We start from the raw sequence: 21,817 nt of genomic DNA, 5'->3' as shown, positions 1-21,817 counted from the left end.
GGGCATCTCACCTCTCTGTTTATGTTTGTGTGGTAACTAACATTATACAGGATTTGGGGAGGTGCTCTAATTTTTATGTCTTTAAAGTCTTGAGCCCCAAGGGCTCTATATTATGAAATTAACTCAACCATATCAACTTATCTTCTATTTAAATAAATCGTTTTATAAATAGCTATGCCTAAAACAATGATGAAACGTTTTTGACATCATGAAAGGCACTAACAAGTGATTTGTCAGTGCCTTTCATTCATCTAGAATAGACTATTTTTTTAACCGTTTCTGTAGATAAATAATATTGTATTGCCAAAGCTTCAATTGGTGTTCCACAAGTAAAAGCTTTCCTTATAAGCCATTTATGCCAGCCCCTTAATTAATATAAATAAAAATAAGCATGCAAAGCCAATTTATAAGAAATGAATCCTAAGCAAATTATACAAATTGCTCATGTAAAAATCCGTCTTCTATTGCCATTTTCCAATTAAACTGTTGGTACCAGAAATAAGGCCACCATAAGCTTCATTTGTGATATAACCTCTGTCTTTTTGTCGATCAAGTAACCGCTTAAACCCTTTCAAGTGTTTCACAATCTTTTCTTCTTCTTTTTTCTGTTCAAATCGTTCCACCACGGTCAGATGTATGTTCAAAGCATGCACAGTGCTTTTCTTTTTAAAAGCACCAATTTCATCATAATAGTCAACTAATGCACGTAAATCGGCTATTGTTGATACTGGTACTGCCTGCTCGATGCGAAGATTATCCAATATAAATGTACCTTCCCCAGTGTCCATATTTACGGATGTGCCATCATTAAAGAGACCGATATAGGTTTGACCATTTTCTGAGCCAGTAATGGTAAACTCTGCTGTGTTTGTTTTTATAGATGCTGGGAGTAATTCATTCGTTGTTAATCCATTTGCCTTGTCGATATTTCGAACATCAATCGCTTGGTCACCAACGATGAAGCGATACGAATCAGCAGTTGTTTGATAGTCAAAGCTCACTTTATACGTTACACCTGGTTTAAAATGAAAGTGTTGTGGAATAGTTCGGTATACTAATCCACTGTTTCCGGTATTCACCTTCAGAGACCAATTCCCCTCAAGTACATCATCAACTATTTTTTTGCCTGCCCAACCTTTTTGTGTATATGGTGTATGAAGCTCTGCCAAGTGAATGCGGTTATCTTCTACACCCTCTGTATTACCTACAACAAAAGGATAAATTCCCTGGACAACTGTTTCAAAATCCTGTTCAAATACACCTGGTGAGCTGTAATTATTCAATGAACTTTGCACAATTCGGATGTCATCAAATCTTGTATTCCCTTCCCCGGCTTCACGGCCAAGCGATAATATAGCTGTATCACTTTCAGCGATAAAACTTACTTGCATCCGCTGCATATTACTGTTGTATCCATCATTTGTGGCATGTGAATCAGCTTTTACGTAGTTCTTTTGTAAGCTACGCAATGTATAATTGCTAACCTCCTCTACGCCACCCATAACAGAAATTGAAGCCTGCCCATCACTATTGTTCTCCACATATACTTCTGCTACATATTCCGCTCCAGGTTCTAAATCGGTTATCGTTCGAGTTACAATTGTCTCTTTTTTCGGACTGTCCATATTCAAATAATAGTCGCCACTGCTTAAATTTCGAGCATCCTCTGCTTGGTCTGTTCTATTTACACTGACAGCTTTCTTATCACCTTTAACCTTTGTAAACTTATCTTTAATTGTCCCTGTATTAAACCCAGAATCATGAATATGGTTACCAGTACTCCATTCCTCAACCTTTATTTGTTGATCGTCGCCAGCAACAATAATATAAGGAGTTGCTGCTTCCGCGTTCAGTGTAATTTGATTATCAACTACCTCTACCTCATGCATATCCGTTCTACCTTGATCTGTTAGCTTATAAACTTTTAGACTCGCAGCATCCTCGTATTCATTCGGAAGTGTCCATGTAGTCTCTCCACCTTCCAAATTCCAGTGATATAGTTTATTAGAATCAGGTGTTGGTTTCTCGAAATCCTGCTCGATCCATGGCAGCAAATACGTATGACCGTCAAGTATGACATTGTCATTAAGACGAATGATTCGTTCTCTCGAATCATTTTTTCGTCTCACTTCAACTTGATCTCCATTGCTTGGATCCTTTAACTTGATTGCTTTTTCTAAATTGGTTTTCGTTGGGTCACCTTCTGTTGTTTCCCAATTCATTACATAATATTTTTGTAAAAACTTCGTCGGTAAATTCGTATCAAATGTCATGCGAATGAAGTGATCGAAGTTCTTATCCGATTGCCATCCTTCAAAACCAGCTAACTCAAATCCACCAAGTAATGGATGATCCGCTGTACCTCCCACTTCTGGCCAATTTAGTACCCAGGAATCTTTTTGATGATTACTAATAAAACGAAGCACTTCAGAGTTAATACCCTTGCTTGCTGAGCCACCATAATTTTTGTCCGTTGCCCAATGCTGCCATGTGGAATAATTTGGAACAGCTGTACCAAATTCTGTTGTCATCCTCCACCCTCTGTCCACAATTTGCTCAGCAATCCGATCGGACTCCCATTGATCCTGATACCAAACATCTAGGTATATAAAATCAAGTTCAGGTGCGGCTGCTTTTAATTCATCCAATCTTTGAGCACGTGCACCCGAGTACAAATCTTTCAATTTATCAATAGTGTATGACTGGTCTAACCACCCCCACCCTTTGGCATTAGGACCGTTAATCAAATCGTCACTAAAAGCATCTGCTTCTGGATACGTTTCTTGGGCATTAATGTGAACACCAAATTCCGCATTGTACTGATGACCCTCTTCAATAAGTTTGTTTAAATCTATTGAACCACCCATACGCTCGCCAATATCACCGTAATCTGGGTGAGCACTGTCATGTCCTTCATTTCCATAACCTTTAAGCAGAACAGCCTGTCCTAATCCATCTGTTGCAAGTGCTACCTTTTTAACATTGTCTAGCGTTTTCAGAAATGGCTGCTGGGTCTGTGAGCCAAAATTCATGGCAATGCGCATGCCTACATTATTGTTTACGTTTTCCGATCCCTTAATCGTCTGCATAATATCACGGTATGCAATTGCTCCGTCCTGCCAATCTACGTTGTTATCTGCGTTTAAATCCTCTGCAATGGCAATTTTTATGGTCGGCTTATTAGAGGATGGTTCTGACATAAACTCCCTATGGTAATAAAGAGCGTTGGATGCAATACCTAGCGCTTTATTACCATTACCATTTACGTACCGGTTGGCAATCAAGTTATGGTAGCCATCTACTTCTGAACTGGACCATACCCCTGCACTTAGTTCGTTTGTTGACAGGAAGGCAGCATAGTACCCCTTTGAACTTCCTATTTCCTCCATTGATGAGTCTACATTCACAGTCGTATCACCGGGCTTGGTAACATCACTACTGAGATTGGTTAATTTAGCATTTGCATCAGCTTGCGAAGCATTTACTGAGATAAAATTCATATCTGCAAATTCGATTGTTTCAATGGTGGTATTCCCGTTATTATTTATTTCCTCAAAGCTATAAACAACCTTATTGCCATTCACTTTTAGTGAAAGGGTAAACGTAGCATCAAGGTCCTCAAACTCATCCTGAACAGCTAGCGTATAAATCACTTCCTGATCACTAACCTTTTCAAAGCTTACTTCAGGATAGTAAAGCATATTATTTATTTTTAATCCATAAACTGGTGATAGCTGCCCATTCATTACACTGTTACCAACAGAGTATTTGATTACTCTAGGAAACACTTCATCAATTGTTACATTCATATAATCTGAGCTTATTGTCTGCTCTATTGGCTCTAGATCTGGTGGATCTGGAGGCATGTACTCCTTCATATGCACATTCGAAATCGTAATATTAGCAGCTCCGCGGCTCTTCTCTAAGCCAATTAATCCCGCTTTATCTACACCACCAGACTGCGTCCATGATCCTATTTTTTCATCATTAATGAAGAGCGTTGCTGAATCATTAATAAATCGTACACGCAAATGGTATGTTTGGTCTGCCTCTATCGCCATCCCTTTCGTTAGCGAAGTCCATTTGTTCACTGGACCGAAGAGCTCATGGAAGTACTGATTGTTCTGATCCTCCGTTCCCACATACGTATACGCAGAGGGATCTTGTACTCGAAAAATAACTCCGAAACGATTCAAATCTGTATCTGATGTAATGTCTGCTTCAAAAATACCATTTTTCATTTCTTCCATATTTTTATAGACTATTTTATTTTTTCCGCTCGATGTAATTCCAAATGTTGCAGACCCATCATCGTGATAGGTTATCGTACCGTCACCTTGAATAATTTCTAAGTCCCCTTCTTCCAAGTTCTCATCATTAATTTCTGTCTGATTACTAGTAGAATCAATAGTTTGTAATCCCTCCCCGCTTGGTGATTCTTTTGAATTTTCATCCTTTTTTCCAATTTTCTCCTCCACTGCAGATCTCATGTTGCTGTTCCCCTTTTGCTGTGTGATTTCAGTTGTTTCATCTCCAGCAGAAGTATCTTGATTCCAACCTTCTGCATAAGCTGATGAGCGATTAATTATACTTAGATAAGAAACAGTTAACATAAATGCTAGTAACACTGTACATACTTTCTGTGCACATTTTTTTATCATTGATCCATTTACCTCCTTTATTTTAATAACTTAAATTAGATTGGGAGGACAAGTAGGTTTATTTCCATAAAGTGAAACTTCAATCAGTTGGGGTTTTGTTTAACCTCACTACTGCCAATTATGTGCGGGATAAAACAGGAACCTCCCTACAATTGCACGGTTACAAATTAAGGTTAACGTTGTTGAAACGCTTTCACAACAAAGATGTTGTTCTATTTTTTATGAATATTGCTTATTATTAGATTTATTAGTTCATTAAAGAGATAGTGCGAAGTAGTTATATGAATCTTTTATTTGAAAAGCAGCCAATTACCTAATCCCGTTTAATTACTTGTTACTAAAACAGAAAAAGAGAGAAACACCTTGGGAACAAGGCGCTTCTCTTCAATTCAATTCAATTCAATTCTTTATTATCTCAAAATATACTTTTTACCAAGTGCCCACATAACAACACTTATACTCAAAAAATATAATGGCATCGTAATCAATGAACCATTATGAAGAAAACTCATTCCCGTCGTTACTAAACTAACTAACATGTAATAGCCTAAACTGAAAACTGCCCCGGCTGTTCCTATAACATCTTGAAAATCCACAAGCGCAAGGCTCAAACAGTTTGGTAAAGCAATACCTGCTCCTATTAACATGATAAAAACTGCAACTAAAATACCTAGCAGTAATGCTAGATTAAATGAAGCTGTGAAAATAACGGCCAATGTTAATAACAAAGAGCCTACAATCATTACGAAGCATCCAAGGTGAATAATTCTCTCTGGCTGATATATGGTTAATAATTTTCTTGAGATTATAGCTCCAATAATAGATGCCAACGCCACAATTATACCTAGGAAACCAAACATACCTGGAGACATATGAAAGTGTTCCATAAAGATAAAGGGGGCTTCCGCATAATAGCTGAACAAAATTCCGTTTATACCACCAATTAGCAATCCAAAGACAAAGACACGTGGAGAAAAAACAATTCGTTTAGCAACAGGCAAAATGGCGACTCGTTTTCTTGTTAAACCATTCGTTGTCTCCGGTAGCCTGAAAAAAGCATAGATAAACAACAAAATACTCATTATAACAAGCACTAAAAAGACAGCCTTAAACCCAAGTTCCTGATCCACCCAACCACCGATAAGTGGACCTACTGCAGGTGTGAAAGCGATAACTGCAGATATTTGTGCAAACATAACATGTCTTGTACTTCCAGACATACTTTCTCGTAAAATGGTTTGCGTAATAACTGACCCAGTAGCTGCCCCAAAAGCCTGAATGAAGCGGCTAACAAGAAGGAAAGTAACGGTTTCAGAATAAAAACACATCACACTTCCTATTCCATAGAAAACTAAACCACTTAGCATTGCTGGTCTCCGGCCGATTAAATCAGAGACCCATCCCCAACAGAAAACCCCGAAGGCGAAACCAATAAAGTAAATACTTAAGGTTAACTGCACCGAATTATTTGTAGCACCAATCGCATTAGCAATATCCGGCAAAGCTGGCGTATAGATTGTTTCGCTAATTTGTGGAAAAGCCACCAGAACAATCATTAAAAGTAAAGATGGTGCTGTATATTTTTTCATTTTTTGCCCTCCTACAAGCATGGTCTATGTTAAAAACAAAGAGACCAGCTAGGGGAAGGGCGGTATCATTATTAATATACGATTATAAAATAGCATTATTAAATCACCTTCGTATGCAATAAAAGTAGGAGAGCATAGTCTGATAATATTATAGGAGTTTTTATCCTTTTTTGAAAGAGCTATTTTATCCTCTTTAGTTTTGTCACAGCCCAAATTAAAAGGTATTCATTTAACTCTCCCCTTTTTATATTTGGATTGTTATCTATTAACCTCTCATATCCAAAAACCCTTTCTAAAAGAAAGACTATGAAGATGACATGGCACCTATCCTATGCAAAGTAGATTTTCATTCAGTAAGGATGGATACATTTTGTCTTGACGTTCGCACTCCATATATGTATAATCTAAATCGTAATCATTACGATTTATGAGGAGGAGTATTTATGCGTATTTCATTTATAAAATGGTTTAGCATAGTAACCATTAGTTCGTTACTAGTATTAGCAGGGTGTCAAAATTCAGGCTCATCTAAGGAAGATAATGAAAAATCATCATCCGGCAACACTTCTAAACAGCAAGAGCAAACAACTGATAATACAAATGAGCATGATCATAATCACGACCATGATCACGACCACAGTCATGCACTTGATGAAGAAACAAAACAAATTTACGAAGGGTATTTTGAAGACAGTCAAGTGAAAGATCGTTCACTCTCAGATTGGGAAGGTGACTGGCAATCTGTATATCCATATTTACAAGATGGGACGCTTGATGAGGTATTCGTTTATAAGGCTGAAAATGAAGGTGATAAGACAGCTGAAGCGTATAAGAAATATTATAATAAAGGCTATCAAACGGATGTTGATCGTATCCTAATTCAAGGGGATATGGTAACGTTCTTCAAAAATGGCGATAAATATACAGGTGAATATACCTATGATGGGTACGAAATCCTAACATATGACGCGGGAAATAGGGGAGTAAGATACATATTTAAACTAGTTGAAGAAACTGAAGAGCTTCCTCAGTATATTCAATTCAGTGATCATAGTATCTATCCAAACGAAGCTGGGCATTACCACCTATATTGGGGTGACAGCCGTGAAGATTTACTGGAAGAAGTCAACAACTGGCCAACCTACTATCCATCAGAAATGGATGGTCACGATATTGTCCATGAAATGATGGCACATTAACCAATCATGGTTAGACATATGTAAATTATGTATTAGAATATGATAGTCGTAGCAGTTGATAACTAGGGTATTCGGAAAATTGCGAGGATAGAGCCAGCTCTTAACCTCTTTCCATCCAATAATCCGATTACCCCTTTTTCATTACTGTGCTAGTTGTCTATGTGTACATTCGTTGATTTTATTTTATTTAAGTGAAACGAACATGTAATGAAAATTAAAGCTAGAACTACAAATAAACCACTAATCCAACTTAAATATAAAATGGAAATATACTGTATGATTATACCTCCGAAAGCAGCCCCAAGAGTCATCCCAACATTCATCAATGCTGTATTAAAGCTTAGTATCGTTTCAGACGAATCCGGCTTCAATGTAATAAGGTAAAATTGCTTCGCAGGTGTTGTTGTCCAAGTAGCTGCTCCCCAAACCATTACGGTAATAAAAACGCCTATTGTTGACTGCGTTGTAAACGTTAAAGAAAATAAAGCCATTGCGTGAATGAATAAACTAATTGATATCGTTCGATTTGGACCCCATTTATCTACTGCATACCCCCCAAATCGAGAGCCAATAAAAGCAAACGTACCTAAAACGAATAATACGACACTAATCATCTCTATAGATAATCCAGCAGTTGTACCTAATAACGGCGAAATATATGCAAACACCATTGTATATCCGAGAATCCAAAATACGGTAGTTAGTAACCCTGTAAATAGTCGCTTATCCTTGATTATCTGTATTTGTTGCTTAAAAGGGAGTGGCGTATTCCCTTTAATCCAAGGTAATCTTTTGTAAAGGAAATATAAAATAAGGACCGTGATGAAGGCAATAATTAGAAAGATATACCGCCAATCTACATAAGCTGCTAAATATGTTCCTATTGGAACTCCAAGTACTAACGAAACGGTAAAGCCCGTGATAACAGTTGCTATGGCACCACCTCTTTTTTCAGGCGTAGAAATTTGAGCAGCATAATTCGTTGCAACTACAATATACAATCCACCACTCATAGCCATAATAACTCGTGATATCATAAGTAAAGCGTAGTCATAACTAAAACATGCAATTATATTTCCTAAGATAAATGTAAAGATGGAATATAATAATACTTTTTTTCGTTCAAATGTTGCAGTTAACATAACCAAGACGAGTGCTCCTATAGCATAAGACAAAGAATATACGGTTATCAATTGACCTGCTAATGCAATGGTTATATCTAAATCAACAGAAATAATTTCTAAAATTCCAGAAACAACAAACTCTGCAGTACCTGTAACAAATGCTCCTAAAGCAAGTAAAAATATATTTAAATTTAGTTTTTTATTCAATTTCTACAGCTCCTTATCACTTCAAGACTTGTTCTCATTTTATGCCCTGTGATAACATAAGTAAAATTGATATTTTTAATGAAGGAGATGAGTAATAACTCATGAGTCTTATTCGCTTTGAAATTATAACGAAAGTGATGGAGGTGGGGAGTTTTACCAAAGCCGCGGAAAGGTTAAATATGACCCAATCAGCTGTAAGTCATGCTATTGCCAGTCTGGAATCAGAATGGGGTGTGACCTTATTAATTCGTGATCGCCGAAAAGGGATAGCACTTACAGAATTGGGGCAAAAAATCCTTCCTCATATGAGAGAAGTGCTAAATAATATGGAAAAAATAAACCAGGAAGTAGCTCTAGCAACTAATCTAGAAATAGGCACGATTCATATTGGTACTTTTTCGAGCGCCTCTTCTTGTTTATTACCAAAAATACTTGCAAAATTTCAAAAAAAGCATCCTAAAATAGAATTTAGATTTTATGAGGGGACATACGAAGAAATTACCGAATGGCTGAATTCAGGAATTATAGACATAGGGTTTGTTGTGGAGGATAGATCGACCTCAGACTTTGATCTTGTACCTCTAATAAAAGATGAAATGGTTATCGCTTTTCATCCAGAACATAAGTTTTTTAACAAACAAACGGTAAATATGCAAGATTTACAAGATGAACCTTTTATCATGCCAACAGGTATGTACCAAGCACATGTAGAAGCGTTGTTTAAGCAAGCAAATGTTAAACCTGTTATCCGCTTCGAAGTACATGACTGTAATACAATAGCCAATATGGTACAGGAAGGGCTCGGAGTTACAATCGGTCCAGCGCTATTTCTAAAAACACAGCAAACTATTAAAATAGGTAAATTAAATATTATTAATTGGCGTGAAGTTGCACTAGCTTGCAGTTCAATTTCAAATGCATCTCCCGCTGTAAAAGAGTTTCTTAAGGTTGCTAAACATACTTTCGATCAACCTAAATAATAAAGTGAAACTTCCATCCGTGGAGGATTGTTTATCCCCATTGATTGGTAGTAATGACCTAAAGACCATTGAATCAATCGGACATTTGCTAGCAGTCGAACCCCCTCTTACCAATATTGGGTTCACTTTTTTGCTTGAAGTCAGGGGCTTACTGCTAGTTATATGTGGGGTAAATGGGATACCTATCATAAGTAGTTCGTGATCAAAGATTTAGCGTTTCCCTTGTTCATAGGCACAAGGCGATATAACCAAGTATTAGATCTTTCACTACCTTTATATGCAACGCTTAAATCTCTAATACGTAAATAAAGAAATATAAAACTATAACATACCTAACAAAAAAAGAATCGAGAAGACATACGAATAGTACGTCCCGATTCTAGTCTAAAAGAAATTTACTGTTATATTTAGATTGCTCCAACCTACTCTTTATCTAAATAGAGAAGTTCTATTACTTTCTTTGTTGCCTGTGCAATAAGCTTATCATTATAATCAGCATCCTCTTTATCCCGATCAGAAAGTATGGCAAGAACAATCGGATCACCTTTTGTTGGCCAAATGATAGCAATATCGTTTCGCGTACCATATGAAGCAGCTCCCGTTTTATCTGCAACCTCCCAATTACTTGGAACACCTGCACGAATCAAATTATCTCCCGTCGTATTTCGCTTAAGCCAATCTACTAATATCGTTCGTTTTTCCTCTGGAAGTACATCTCCAAGTGTGAAAGCTTGGAGGCTAGTAACAAGTGCCTTTGGTGTGCTAGTATCAGCTGTTTCTCCTGGTGTAAATTCATTTAATGCTGGTTCCTTTCGCTGGGGATTAGTAACCTCATCCCCTAAACCCCTCAGTGTATCTTTCAATCCACTAGGGCCACCTATTTGATTGAATATAAGATTAGCTGCTGTATTATCACTAAAACGAATAGAAGCATCGGATAGCTCCTTTAGCGTCATCCCTGTATCCACATGCTTTTCTGTGATTGGGTTATAATTTACAAGGTCATCTTTAGTATAGGTAATTCTTTGTTCTAAATCTTCCATTGATTTTTGTTGTAACAGCGCTCCCACCGCTAAGGCTTTATGCGTTGAAGCATATGCAAAACGTTCTTCTGAGCGATAAGCTATCGTTTTATTTGTTCCAGTATCTAGAGCAAACACACCAAGTCTGGCATCAAATTCTTTCTCAAGTTTGCTAAAAGTGGCCTTGATGTCAGTTTCTTGCTTCTTTTGGTTACTATGATTACTTACCTCATTTTTCGAGCAACCTACTAAAGCAATAAATGCTAACAGTAATAAAATTCCTGTCCACTTATATTTATTTGATCGGCAAAGCTGCGTACATACTTTCATGAAAAATCTTCCTTCTTTCTATATGTTTTTTATTCCTAATAACTCCTTCTCGTCGATTACTCCTACATCGTTCACAGCGTGACATGAAGGTGATTGGCAAGATTATTAGATGCAACATATGGGTCTTAGTATTGCCTATCGTAGCAAAAGCGTGTATATATAATTGGGTAACTATTAGCTAATGCAAAAGCATATCGACATTTATTCGGTTTGTTCTTTATCTTTTGGTTCACGACGTTCTTCTTTCAATTCAAAATAAGCATCCATTATTCGTTCGCCTATTTTATTGTTTACATGTTCGCCTTTACCAGTGTGTGGTACGACAATTGCAAAAGCTACCTCTGGATGATCAAATGGTGCATATCCGATGAGAGTGAGATTCTCCGTATAATTGCCATTAATCTCATTTTCTGCTGTTCCTGTTTTTCCTGCAGGATTATACGATTTATCACCAAATTCGCGATATGCGGTTCCACCGGGCTCCTGATATACACGTCGAAAGCCCTCTTGGACACGTTTAATCTGACTTTGACTCATTTCAACCCGATTCAGTACATCTGTATTTACGCTCTTAAACAAAGAACCGAGCTGTTTTTCAGAAGGATTAGGGAGCCGAATTTCTTTCAAAAAATGAGGCCGAACACGTAATCCATCATTTGCAATCGTAGAAACATATTGAGCTAATTGCATAGTGGTGTATGTATCATACTGTCCAATAGCAAAGTCCAGGAGATTACCTGCTACGGGATTAGGACCTTTATATCCTGTACCCTCATAAGGATAGTCAACTCCAGTCTGTACACCAAGTCCAAATTGAGAAAAATAATTCCGCATTTCTTGAAACGCCTCTTTTTGAAATGTAACAGGTTGATTATACTGATAATGATATTCTCCACCCATACGTAAGGCGATGTAAAACATATACACGTTAGATGATCTTTTTAAAGCATCCTGATCATTAAGCAAGCCAAGGCTTGAATCAGTATACGAACTTTTTTCTGGTGTTCCTTTAATTTTTAATGGTTTATCATAAAACGTATCTCCCGGAGCTATTACAGCCGATTGATAACCGGCTAATACTGTTGCCCCTTTCACAGCAGAACCTGGTATATGTTGATCATACAATGCTTTGTACGCAGTATTACGAAATGCATTTTGCTTGCGATCATAATGCTGTCCAGAAACGGCAAGCAACTCACCGGTTTTTGGATTTAAAACAACGGCTAGCGCGTCTTCCATATGACGATTTTCATATGGATATTTTTTAATAATTGCTTTCAATTCATCACGTACAATCTGATCAACTTTTTCCTGGAGTGCTATGTCGATCGTTAAAACTAAATCCTTCCCTTGCTGACCTTCAACCACAATATTGGAATCAACTATTTCCCCCCTTTTATTGATCGTATACTTCATCTGCTCCTTTCTTCCTCTTAGAACAGCCTCATACTGCTCTTCTAATCCGCTTTTTCCAACTCTGTCATTCGGACTATAGCCACGTGTCAAATAAAAGTCTTTTTTATCCTTTAAAATCCCTTCTTTATGAGATGTAATGGACCCTAACAATTTTTTAATCGTATCACCATAAGGATATGCTCGTTTCCAATCTGTCGTTGCATTAATTCCAGGTAACTCATGTAAATGTTCCGAAACCTTGGCAAATTCACTTGGTGTTACCCCCTCATTCTTTACAATGTGTGGTGTTAAGGTCATCGCCTTATCTAATTCTTTTTTTATAAGGATAATGTTTAACTGTTCTTCTGTTATGTCGTTAACTTCCTCTTTATTTATTCTCTTCAAAATCGTACTATATTGTTCTGATGGGTCCATGCTAGCTACTTCTTTTTCCATTAATCGTTTTTTTGCTTCATCTATATGCTTTAAATACCAGTATTCTTTTTTATCTCGTAAGGTTAGCGTATCTAATTGAGCTTGCTTATTTTTGCCATGATACATCGAAATAAAGGTTGATAATTTTTCCGCGACCTCTAATCTTTCTTGTGCTTGTACCCCTTTTGCCGGCATATAAGTGATCGCATATAGTGGTTGATTATCTACAATAACGCGATGGTAACGATCATATATTCTCCCACGTGGTACCGGCATTTTCGTCGTATCTTGAGTTGTTCGGTCTATTTCTGCTTGGAAGCTGTCTCCATTTAAAATTTGTACAACCCCAAGCCGAAAAATTAATATTGTAAATAAGAAGAATATAAGAAGAAATAAAATGCTAACTCGTAAGGTAAACGGATGTTTTCTTTTATCTCTTTTTTCCATTGTTTCAACAAACTCCCTTTAAAAATCACTCTATTAATAGGCACCTATTGAAGCGATTTAAGGATTTTCTCCATTTTGGGATAACATAGCCGTGCCTCCTCTCTGCTTGACATCTTTAATCATCATTACTAAAAGCAATTTAGGATTTTTTGTGTCCATTTTGCTGATATCCTTCCCAAACCATTTCATTGCTTTTCATTCCTGACGGACGCTTTCCGTGGGCATGGCTTGAGCCTTTTGCTCACAAAAAACGTTCGCTGTGGGGTCTCAAGACGAATGGAAATCAGTATCTCCGATATTATCTAGTTGAAGTCGCTAACTCGGTAAGAAGGCTGATTCCTGAGTATAGCGAATATTATGGGAAAAAGTATGAAGAAGTACCGAAGCATCAACACAAAAGAGCTCTTGTCTTTACTTAGCTTGCTTAGATTCTTCTTGTACAATCTCTCACCTAAGTAACTACATACAGATTACAACCGTAGTCTAATACTACAGTCGTAATCTATTTTTGTCAAATGGACAAAGATCATTAAACAAGATCCCTTGAAATATGGTTGTGACAATCATCTAGAAGGGGCGATCTACTATATAGGTTGTACGTTTACTTCTTGTAATTGCACTGTTTACATAAATTTGGTAGATTGCTTAACCAATCATGAAGTGCTACTATTTTTATATATTCATTATGTGATTCTATCTTTTAGTAATCATTGCTACGAAAGTTAAGATGGTCAAGAATTGGAGAGAATAGCATGGATTTTATCCACTTTATGATAAGTTTTATGGTGTCTTCTTTTACTGTTGTAGTTATTACGTTAATTAGAAAATTGTTTAAAAACCAACTCTCCGCCAAATGGAGATATCATTTATGGTTTTTATTGCTATTTGCGTTGACGCTTCCTTTCATACCAACTCATTACCTTCATGTTGGAAACTATTTGTCGATGGATGGTAAGCAAGCAAATCAAACACCATCATCTACAACTTTGGCTGAAGAACCTCAAGCGGAGGTAAACTGGATGCAGGACTTTTCAGTCTCTGTTAATCGAATGGATCTTACAGCCCTAAATGAAATACTAGTCGTAATTTGGATACTAGGCATGCTGCTTTTCACTGCGCTAACAATCCATTCGTGGTTAAAACTTAAAAAAATAAAGCGCGCTACGTATAGCATTGGGAATAATGAAATTCTAAGTTTGTTTGAACAATGTAAACAACGGTTAAATGTAACAAAACAAATAAATATAGGAATATCCCCGCTTGTCAAATCCCCTATGACATTTGGTCTATTTAAAACTTATATTGTATTGCCAAGCCATTTTGAAAAATGGCTATCGATGGAGGAAATTAAATACATTTTGCTACATGAACTGAATCATTATAAATATAAAGATATTGCAATAAATTACCTTGTTGTCATGTATCAAATTGTTTACTGGTTTAATCCATTCGTTTGGTTTGCTTTTAAAGAAATGAGATTAGATCGTGAAATTGCCTGCGATATTGCTGTATTGAAGTTATTAGATAAGCAGAAATATAGGGTCTATGGAAATACAATTATTAATTTTGTTGATAAAAACTCCCAGAGCAGAGAGCATTTTATTTTGACAAATCAGCTAAACGGGTCAAAAAGGCAGATTAAAAGGCGTATTGAAAGTATTGCATCGTATACAACCGAATCAAAGCTGTTGAAGCTGAAAAGTCTAGCTATCTTTATGCTTGTAGGGTTATTTGTAACGAGTCAAATTCCGATCATTTCTGCTACGACAGCTGAAGATAATCATCATAAATTTAAGCATGAACGAACAATCTACGAGGATTTAAGCAACTATTTTGTGGGTTATGAAGGAAGCTTTGTATTATATAGTATACAAGATGAGACATATCGTATTTATAATGAAGAGAAAAGCACATTAAGAGTTTCTCCTAATTCTACGTATAAGATTTATAGCGCATTATTTGGACTAGAATCAAATGTCATAACAAACGAAAATTCCACGTTAAAGTGGAATGGGATGCAATATCCATATGATTCTTGGAATCAGGATCAAAATTTAACTACAGCAATGAAAAATTCTGTTTCTTGGTATTTTCAAAGATTGGATCAACATGTTTCTAAAGACAACATCCAAGCTTATCTAAAGACAATAAACTATGGTAATAAAGATATTTCTGCTGGATTATCCAACTATTGGCTGGAGTCTTCCTTGAAAGTATCTCCAATCGAACAAGTAAATGCACTGAAAGACTTTTATACAAACAAATATGGATTTAAAGATAAGAATATCCAAACGGTAAAAGATGCAATTAAATTAGAGGAAAAAGATGGTATGATACTCTCAGGAAAAACTGGCACAGGTAGTGTCAATGGCAAAAATATTAGTGGTTGGTTCATAGGATATGTCGAGACCGAAGCGGATACTTTCTTCTTTGCAACGAACATACAAAATGAAGCAAGCTCCTACGGAAGTAAGGCAGCTGAAATAACATTATCCATTTTAAGAGATAAGGATATATATTAGCTTTTAAGGTTAATGCTAATTGAAAAAGCCTAGTATACACATACTAAAAATTTTTGTACATTAAACGGGCGCATTTTAAGCAGGAGGAGATTAGTGTGACAAATAAAGTACCTAGTATATCGGAAGCAGAATGGGAAGTCATGAATGTGCTTTGGGAAAAGTCCCCACAGACAGCCAACGAAGTCATTTCATCCTTGCAGGAACAGAAGGACTGGAAGGCGAAAACAGTACGCACACTTTTGGATCGTCTTGCTCATAAAAAGGTTGTCGGAGTAAATAAAAACCAAAGAGTATACACCTTTTTTCCGCTTTACACCCAGGATGATTGTCAACATGCAGAGGCAAAGTCCTTTATTCAGCGAATTTATGGTGGAACATTAAAATCAATGCTAGTACAGTTTATCCAGGAAGATTCTTTATCAGAAGATGATATTAAGGAGTTAAGGTCCATTCTGGATGAAAAGCCTACAAAAAAGAAAAATGAATGACGTACATGAAAACTATTAAAAAATAGGTATAAGTCAAATCGTACATTTTTTAGAGTTTTTGTATAACCGTAGCTAATTTATTTATTCCACCGTTCTTAGTAAACCAAATATCATCACTGTAACATACAATGAAGTACATTAGTTTTGTAATGTTACTATAAATAGGAACCAAATACGCAGGAGAGCATGACTAGGTAAGAAGTGACAAGGAGGCTTTTAGGCAGTATGTGAAAAGCCTCCGCCTATAGTGGAAATTAAATAGTAACATTTATAGATCTTCGACATTTTATTGACTCGATAGTTAAATTCCTTTAGATTTATCATTTACAAGTTTGTATACTAAAATCTTGAATAACTACTATTCCTATGAATAGCGCTTAGGCACTACAAGCATTACATAAACGACAACTGCCATCGTAGCACAAATTGCAGCTACGCCCCATAGTGTAACTTGCCATGCTTCGGTGAACTGTTCAGAGAGAAATCCTAAGTCTGAACTAGTAATAACCCCTGCTGCTACTTGCTCTGCAAGCTCAGCTGATTTCACCCGTACCTGAAGCAATGTGACTAATACTGCACCAAACACAGCAATAACTAATGCTTCAGAACCACCTCGAATAGTATTAAGGAAACCTGCCGCCATTCCAACTTGCTCTTGGTCTACGAGGCTCATAGCCTGGCCATCGGTAATACCAAATGAAATTCCCATTCCGACTCCAATCATTAGCAAGGGACCAAATAAATCACTTGTACTTACACCTGGATGAATCACCGTTAACCAGGCATTACCAGCAGCTATTAACAAAAGGCTTAGCCCAATAAGAGCCGGAGTGGAAACGCCCCGATTTACTAACCAGCCACCAAGCTGGGGAATCACTAATACTGGTGCCGTTAGTATCAGCATAATAACACCAACCTCTTCAGCAGAGATCTGATTCACCCCTTGTAAGTAGACTGGAAGGAAGACCAGTACACCGAGAAAACCAACTGATGTTATAAGTGTACTAATACACCAAGCCATAAATCTTGTATTTTTAATCAGCTTTAAGTTAAGAACAGGATGTGTACTTCGTCGCTCAACGAAAACGAAAATTGAAAGTAATATTATTCCAACCACAAACACTGTAAGAATTACCGGGCTTCCCCACCCAATCTCTGGCCCTTGCATGATGCCAAACATTATTAGCGTGAACCCTACGATAAAAGTAAGCATCCCTGGCCAATCTACTTTGACGCTCTGAGCTCCTCGCGACTCAGATATGAACAAAGTACCAATCAGAATCAGTACGCCAATGGCTAAATAAATAAGAAAGATGGAACGCCACCCAAACTCGCCAACTAACCAACCAGACAAAAATGGACCAATGGCAATACCTACACCTGCCATCGTTCCTAACGCAGCGAATGCTCTCATACGAGCTGGACCATTGAATGTAGTGGCAAGGATTGCACCACCACTTGCCATCACTCCTGCACCACCGATGCCAGCTAGTGCACGAGCAGCGTCCATCAGAAAAATATTATTCGAGATTGCGCTAATAAGCGATCCAATGACAAAAAGAGCCGATCCAATGATAAATGTACGCCGACGGCCGAATAAATCCGCCAGCGATCCAAATACTAGCGTAAAAGCAGCAAATGTTAGATTGTAAGCTGCAACCACCCAGTGCAAAGGGGCACCGGATACGCTCAAATCAACGCCTATTTGTGGAACTGCTACTGCTGTTCCAGCAATTGACATTGCTATGACAAGCACTCCAGCAAGCACAACGATGAGCGTGACAGTAGGATATGAACGGCGCTGCCCACTAATCTCCGAAATAACTTTATCTTCCATTCTTTTCATTCAACACACTCCTTATATATATTTAATTTATGTTAAACATTGTCAGTTAGTTATTAGAAACTAACATTAAGTTTATGTAATGAGGGAAAGAAACGAAAACACTTCAATGTTAGATAGTGATAACTAACATTGAATCGTAAAAAAAATTAAGGCTTTAATCCCTTAACAATTATAGTTATCGCCTCTCGAAGATAATCCTCCTGTGGTAATGTAGAGGACGAGTCCTCCAGTAGTGTTTCAGCAACAAACTTCCCATAGTTAAATTGCATTAATGTTAACGCTTGAATTTCTGGGTCTCCATCAACTACCTTGCCCTTTTCCTGCATCACTTTTAAGTAGTCGATAACTACTTTTAGAAATTTAGCTGCATTCTTGTGGACATTCACATGAATATCGGGCATTGTTTTACGTTCCATAATGGAAATTAAGAAAATTTGTCTATTTTTTGCCAATAGTTCATGATACAACATACTTATCATTAGTAGATCCTCTTCTAAATTAAATGTGATATTTTTTTGGATCTGTTGTTCTATAGGCCCTGTGTATAGGTAGTTATCGATTATGGCTTCTAATATTGCTTTTTTTGTTCCAAAGGTTCGAAAAACAGTCATTTCACTCATACCCGCATTTGCTGCAATTTCTTTAATTGTTACGGCTTTATACCCTTTTTCAGACATTAATTGGATTGTCGCTGATAGGATTTTATCTGCGGTACTTTTAGTTTTTTCATTCAAATAACAACTACTCCTTTCATGATAGTTATTAACAACTAACATTGTTTTTTTCTTATATTAATGCATCATAAGCTATTTGTCAAGTTTTCATTATGAGTAAATAAAGTAAGCTTTCAATCAGTGAGGGTCTTACTGTCAGTTATATGCGGGATAAAACAGGGAAATGGAAATCTATTGATTAGAAAAAGGAGTGGGTCCAAATTGAATTCACTCCTTTTTTGCACTGTTCGTAGGTTATTAAAAACATGAAACGACATACTACTCTTTTGTTACTCCATTATCACCGTTAACTGAGTTACAATATGGAAGATTAAAGTTCTGTTGAAAACAAGTTAAATACCCCTTTTTCAACACCATTAAAATACTTTTCTTCTATAAATACGAATAGAAAGTATCCATGAGATAACGTAAAGCAGAACGACTGATAAGGTCACGAATAAATACAGCTGCGTATTTTCTAATGACAAGATTGTATGCACGATATTTCTAATTCGATCATTCAAATCTACGATAAATGTATTAACGATAACAAGATAAAGACAAAACAAAACAATAGACGCATTCATTAAATAACGACTTTTAAAAAGATAACAGAAAGGAAAAGCAAATGAAATAAAGATGACGACAATACTTGTAATCAAAAGTAATTGCTTCCATTGCACCATTTCGCTATGTATAATCCAATTTCCAACAGAAATAGTTAGGAGAACGAAAGTCATTAATATAATGGCACCAATATATTTCGAACTAACTATTTCATTTCGTGTATAAGGCAAAGCGTTCAACAGTAAATTTGTTGACGATTTTTCGTCCTTTGAAAAAACATCCATAATGATTACAATAGAAAATACAATACTTCCCCAGGTAATAGAAGTACCAAAAAACAAATAGATAAATAAGGCAGGTAACAGAATTAAGATTCCATTTTTCTGTAATAAAATATCTTTACGAATAAGATTTAGCATAACGTTCTTTTCCTTTCTTTGTATATAGCATAATATCTTCAAGTGTCGGCTTTTCGATAACGACCGTATCGCCAAAAATATTTTCTGTACGTTGTCTATTCGACGTCAATGCCTCAAAACCATAATTTGTCTTACGAATCCCTAGAAATTCCTGTTCTGTATCCCGATCTAATAGGTTTGTCTCACCTTTCACAATTGCATAGTTTTCTTCGATTTTGTAATACGCTTTTGTAAATTGATGCTGTCCATTATGAATAAAGGTGATATAATCCGCTATCCGATCCAAATCTGTCGTAATATGTGTTGAAAAGAATATCGTCTTTTCACCATCCTGCATCAGATTATGAAGAATATCCAGCAGCTCTCGGCGAAAGATTGGATCTAAACCAGATGTTGGTTCATCCATAATAATTAGATCAGCATGGTGTGATAATGCAAAGGTTAAAGAAGCCTTCATCATCATCCCTTTTGAAAATGTTTTTATTTTTTTCTTTAGTGGCAGCTCAAACATATCTACATACTGAACAAAAATGGAATCATCCCAATTTTTATAAGCGGGGCTAATCATTTGCTTCATGTCGGCCAATGTACTATTTTCATAAAAGATATTACCATCGAACACAAAGCCGATTCGTTGTTTTATTTCCTTTTCATGTGTTTTGTAATTCAAGCCGAAAAGGGAAACAGTTCCACTATCGGGTTGTAATAAATTCATAATCAACTTGATCGTCGTGGATTTACCAACCCCATTACCACCTATAAAACCAGTAATAAAGCCTTTCTTAACCGATATAGATAAGTCTTTTAGTTGAAATCCGTTAAACGACTTATTTACCTGATTTAGCTCAATTACACTTTCCATTATGCTTCCTCCTTAAAGAGCATCCTAAGCAGTTCTTCTAATTCTGTTAACTCTAGACCTATTTCTTTACTATTTTGAATGGCGTCCATTAATTGCTCTTCTATCACTTTCATTTTTCGTTCTCGAATTATCTCATTATTTTGCTCAGATACGAAGGAGCCTTTTCCAACTATCGAAAAGATAAAACCATTTTTTTCTAGTTCTTCGTATGCTCGTTTAGTTGTAATGACACTTATGTCTAAATCCTTAGCTAATTGACGCATGGAAGGTAAAGACTGTCCGGCTTGCAATTCATTGGTCAAAATATGCTTCTTTATTTGCGTATAAATCTGCTCATAAATAGGTCCTTTTACATTATTTGAAATTATAATTTGCATGCAAATACCTCTTTTTAGATATATTGTATATATACTTTATATACATAATACACAAAAGGTAATTGATTTACAATATTATTTAATGAGTAAATAGAAAATTTTATCTTACAGTTAACGGATACAATTGATAGTGGAACCACAATGAATGGATAGATGGAACGTGAAAAATAACTGGAAGCATATCGTAGACAAACACGTCAAACGTAAAAAGCCAAATAATGAGGCTGAAAATCAAGCGAGAACGGATTAAAGGAAAATAAAAATAAAAATTAAAAGAGTTAATTTCATAATATAGAGCCCTTGGGGCTCAAGACTTTAAAGACATAAAAATTAGAGCACCTCCCCAAATCCTGTATAATGTTAGTTACCACACAAACATAAACAGAGAGGTGAGATGCCCCTATGTCTATTATACGACAACAAAGCTTGTTTGACATACACGAATTATATGAGATGGAACCTACCCATCATTTTGAAGCTGTTTTTTCAACAATCAATTTGGATCCCATCTTGAATTTATTTGATAAACCTAATAAAGTTGGTGCCCCAAGAGAACTGAATTACGGTGCCATGATCTACTCATTAATCGCTCGTGTGGTGGAGCGAATTGTAACAATCAAAGACCTGATTAGGC

15 protein-coding genes and 2 pseudogenes are annotated in these 21,817 nt (G+C 36.4%); 6 read left to right on the top strand and 11 right to left on the bottom strand.

What is annotated here, in order from left to right:
* Positions 1-461 precede the first annotated feature (461 nt).
* A complete protein-coding gene (locus tag RVS70_RS18985) occupies positions 462-4,661 on the bottom strand; it encodes an endo-alpha-N-acetylgalactosaminidase family protein (protein WP_321134432.1) in 4,200 nt (1,399 codons plus the stop codon).
* Positions 4,662-5,071: 410 nt separating this feature from the next.
* Positions 5,072-6,250: a multidrug effflux MFS transporter gene (locus tag RVS70_RS18980; protein WP_026682106.1), complete on the bottom strand. Its 1,179-nt coding sequence runs from the start codon at positions 6,248-6,250 to the stop codon at positions 5,072-5,074.
* Positions 6,251-6,693: 443 nt separating this feature from the next.
* Here RVS70_RS18980 and RVS70_RS18975 point away from each other — a divergent pair, with 443 nt between their 5' ends.
* Positions 6,694-7,449 (top strand): metal-binding protein ZinT, encoded by a 756-nt coding sequence (locus RVS70_RS18975; protein WP_321134431.1) that lies wholly within the window; start codon positions 6,694-6,696, stop codon positions 7,447-7,449.
* Between the two features lie 149 nt (positions 7,450-7,598).
* On the opposite strand, the gene RVS70_RS18970 is transcribed toward RVS70_RS18975, so the two are convergent.
* On the bottom strand, positions 7,599-8,780 hold the full coding sequence (locus RVS70_RS18970; RefSeq protein WP_026682104.1) for an MFS transporter: 1,182 nt from the start codon (positions 8,778-8,780) through the stop codon (positions 7,599-7,601).
* A 101-nt stretch (positions 8,781-8,881) separates the two neighbouring features.
* On the opposite strand from RVS70_RS18970, the gene RVS70_RS18965 reads away from it, so the two are divergent.
* On the top strand, positions 8,882-9,760 hold the full coding sequence (locus RVS70_RS18965; protein WP_321134430.1) for a LysR family transcriptional regulator: 879 nt from the start codon (positions 8,882-8,884) through the stop codon (positions 9,758-9,760).
* A gap of 422 nt (positions 9,761-10,182) precedes the next feature.
* Here RVS70_RS18965 and bla read toward each other — a convergent pair whose 3' ends face one another.
* From bla to RVS70_RS18950, 3 genes are all read right to left on the bottom strand, one after another.
* Positions 10,183-11,112, bottom strand: a complete 930-nt coding sequence (gene bla / locus RVS70_RS18960) for a class A beta-lactamase (RefSeq protein WP_026682102.1) — start codon at positions 11,110-11,112, stop codon at positions 10,183-10,185.
* Between the two features lie 201 nt (positions 11,113-11,313).
* Positions 11,314-13,389, bottom strand: coding sequence for a peptidoglycan D,D-transpeptidase FtsI family protein (locus RVS70_RS18955; protein WP_026682101.1), 2,076 nt, complete (start codon positions 13,387-13,389; stop codon positions 11,314-11,316).
* A gap of 57 nt (positions 13,390-13,446) precedes the next feature.
* Positions 13,447-13,578: a hypothetical protein gene (locus tag RVS70_RS18950; RefSeq protein ID WP_255637589.1), complete on the bottom strand. Its 132-nt coding sequence runs from the start codon at positions 13,576-13,578 to the stop codon at positions 13,447-13,449.
* Positions 13,579-13,655: 77 nt separating this feature from the next.
* Here RVS70_RS18950 and RVS70_RS18945 point away from each other — a divergent pair.
* The 3 genes and pseudogenes from RVS70_RS18945 to blaI all read left to right on the top strand — a co-directional run.
* Positions 13,656-13,805 (top strand): annotated as a pseudogene (locus RVS70_RS18945) (IS110 family transposase); the annotation flags it as partial.
* A gap of 336 nt (positions 13,806-14,141) precedes the next feature.
* Positions 14,142-15,911 (top strand): BlaR1 family beta-lactam sensor/signal transducer, encoded by a 1,770-nt coding sequence (locus RVS70_RS18940; RefSeq protein ID WP_026682099.1) that lies wholly within the window; start codon positions 14,142-14,144, stop codon positions 15,909-15,911.
* 95 nt (positions 15,912-16,006) lie between these two features.
* Complete coding sequence (gene blaI, locus RVS70_RS18935) at positions 16,007-16,399, top strand: penicillinase repressor BlaI (RefSeq protein ID WP_026682098.1); 393 nt, start codon at positions 16,007-16,009, stop codon at positions 16,397-16,399.
* A gap of 364 nt (positions 16,400-16,763) precedes the next feature.
* Here the strand turns inward: blaI and RVS70_RS18930 are convergent, their stop codons facing one another.
* The 5 genes from RVS70_RS18930 to RVS70_RS18910 form a co-directional block, all read right to left on the bottom strand.
* A complete protein-coding gene (locus RVS70_RS18930) occupies positions 16,764-18,245 on the bottom strand; it encodes an MFS transporter (RefSeq protein WP_205601751.1) in 1,482 nt (493 codons plus the stop codon).
* A 146-nt stretch (positions 18,246-18,391) separates the two neighbouring features.
* Complete coding sequence (locus RVS70_RS18925) at positions 18,392-18,979, bottom strand: TetR/AcrR family transcriptional regulator (RefSeq protein WP_026682097.1); 588 nt, start codon at positions 18,977-18,979, stop codon at positions 18,392-18,394.
* A 356-nt stretch (positions 18,980-19,335) separates the two neighbouring features.
* Positions 19,336-19,944 (bottom strand): ABC-2 transporter permease, encoded by a 609-nt coding sequence (locus RVS70_RS18920; RefSeq protein WP_121604348.1) that lies wholly within the window; start codon positions 19,942-19,944, stop codon positions 19,336-19,338.
* Positions 19,925-20,806: an ABC transporter ATP-binding protein gene (locus RVS70_RS18915; protein WP_026682095.1), complete on the bottom strand. Its 882-nt coding sequence runs from the start codon at positions 20,804-20,806 to the stop codon at positions 19,925-19,927. The genes RVS70_RS18920 and RVS70_RS18915 overlap by 20 nt, the downstream gene beginning before the upstream one ends.
* The gene (locus RVS70_RS18910; RefSeq protein WP_121604347.1) at positions 20,806-21,183 is read right to left on the bottom strand and encodes a GntR family transcriptional regulator; all 378 of its coding nucleotides are present in this window, start codon (positions 21,181-21,183) and stop codon (positions 20,806-20,808) included. The genes RVS70_RS18915 and RVS70_RS18910 overlap by 1 nt, the downstream gene beginning before the upstream one ends.
* A gap of 402 nt (positions 21,184-21,585) precedes the next feature.
* Between RVS70_RS18910 and RVS70_RS18905 the strand changes: the two are divergent.
* Positions 21,586-21,817: pseudogene (locus tag RVS70_RS18905) on the top strand (IS5/IS1182 family transposase); the annotation flags it as partial.

Source organism: Virgibacillus sp. M23 (assembly GCF_034190895.1).
Taxonomy (GTDB): Bacteria; Bacillota; Bacilli; order Bacillales; family Amphibacillaceae; genus Virgibacillus; species Virgibacillus salarius.
The sequence above is the reverse complement of the archived record's forward strand: the minus strand, read 5'-3'. Positions and strand labels throughout refer to the sequence as shown.

What these genes read in the sequence shown, in the direction of transcription:
- RVS70_RS18980 (WP_026682106.1), bottom strand. Translation starts at nt 6,250, where the DNA reads ATGAAAAAATATACAGCACCATCTTTACTTTTAATGATTGTTCTGGTG.
- RVS70_RS18920 (WP_121604348.1), bottom strand. Translation starts at nt 19,944, where the DNA reads ATGCTAAATCTTATTCGTAAAGATATTTTATTACAGAAAAATGGAATC.
- RVS70_RS18940 (WP_026682099.1), top strand. Translation starts at nt 14,142, where the DNA reads ATGGATTTTATCCACTTTATGATAAGTTTTATGGTGTCTTCTTTTACT.
- RVS70_RS18985 (WP_321134432.1), bottom strand. Translation starts at nt 4,661, where the DNA reads ATGATAAAAAAATGTGCACAGAAAGTATGTACAGTGTTACTAGCATTT.
- bla (WP_026682102.1), bottom strand. Translation starts at nt 11,112, where the DNA reads ATGAAAGTATGTACGCAGCTTTGCCGATCAAATAAATATAAGTGGACA.
- RVS70_RS18965 (WP_321134430.1), top strand. Translation starts at nt 8,882, where the DNA reads ATGAGTCTTATTCGCTTTGAAATTATAACGAAAGTGATGGAGGTGGGG.
- RVS70_RS18910 (WP_121604347.1), bottom strand. Translation starts at nt 21,183, where the DNA reads ATGCAAATTATAATTTCAAATAATGTAAAAGGACCTATTTATGAGCAG.
- RVS70_RS18915 (WP_026682095.1), bottom strand. Translation starts at nt 20,806, where the DNA reads ATGGAAAGTGTAATTGAGCTAAATCAGGTAAATAAGTCGTTTAACGGA.
- RVS70_RS18955 (WP_026682101.1), bottom strand. Translation starts at nt 13,389, where the DNA reads ATGGAAAAAAGAGATAAAAGAAAACATCCGTTTACCTTACGAGTTAGC.
- RVS70_RS18975 (WP_321134431.1), top strand. Translation starts at nt 6,694, where the DNA reads ATGCGTATTTCATTTATAAAATGGTTTAGCATAGTAACCATTAGTTCG.
- RVS70_RS18930 (WP_205601751.1), bottom strand. Translation starts at nt 18,245, where the DNA reads ATGAAAAGAATGGAAGATAAAGTTATTTCGGAGATTAGTGGGCAGCGC.
- RVS70_RS18950 (WP_255637589.1), bottom strand. Translation starts at nt 13,578, where the DNA reads ATGAAATGGTTTGGGAAGGATATCAGCAAAATGGACACAAAAAATCCT.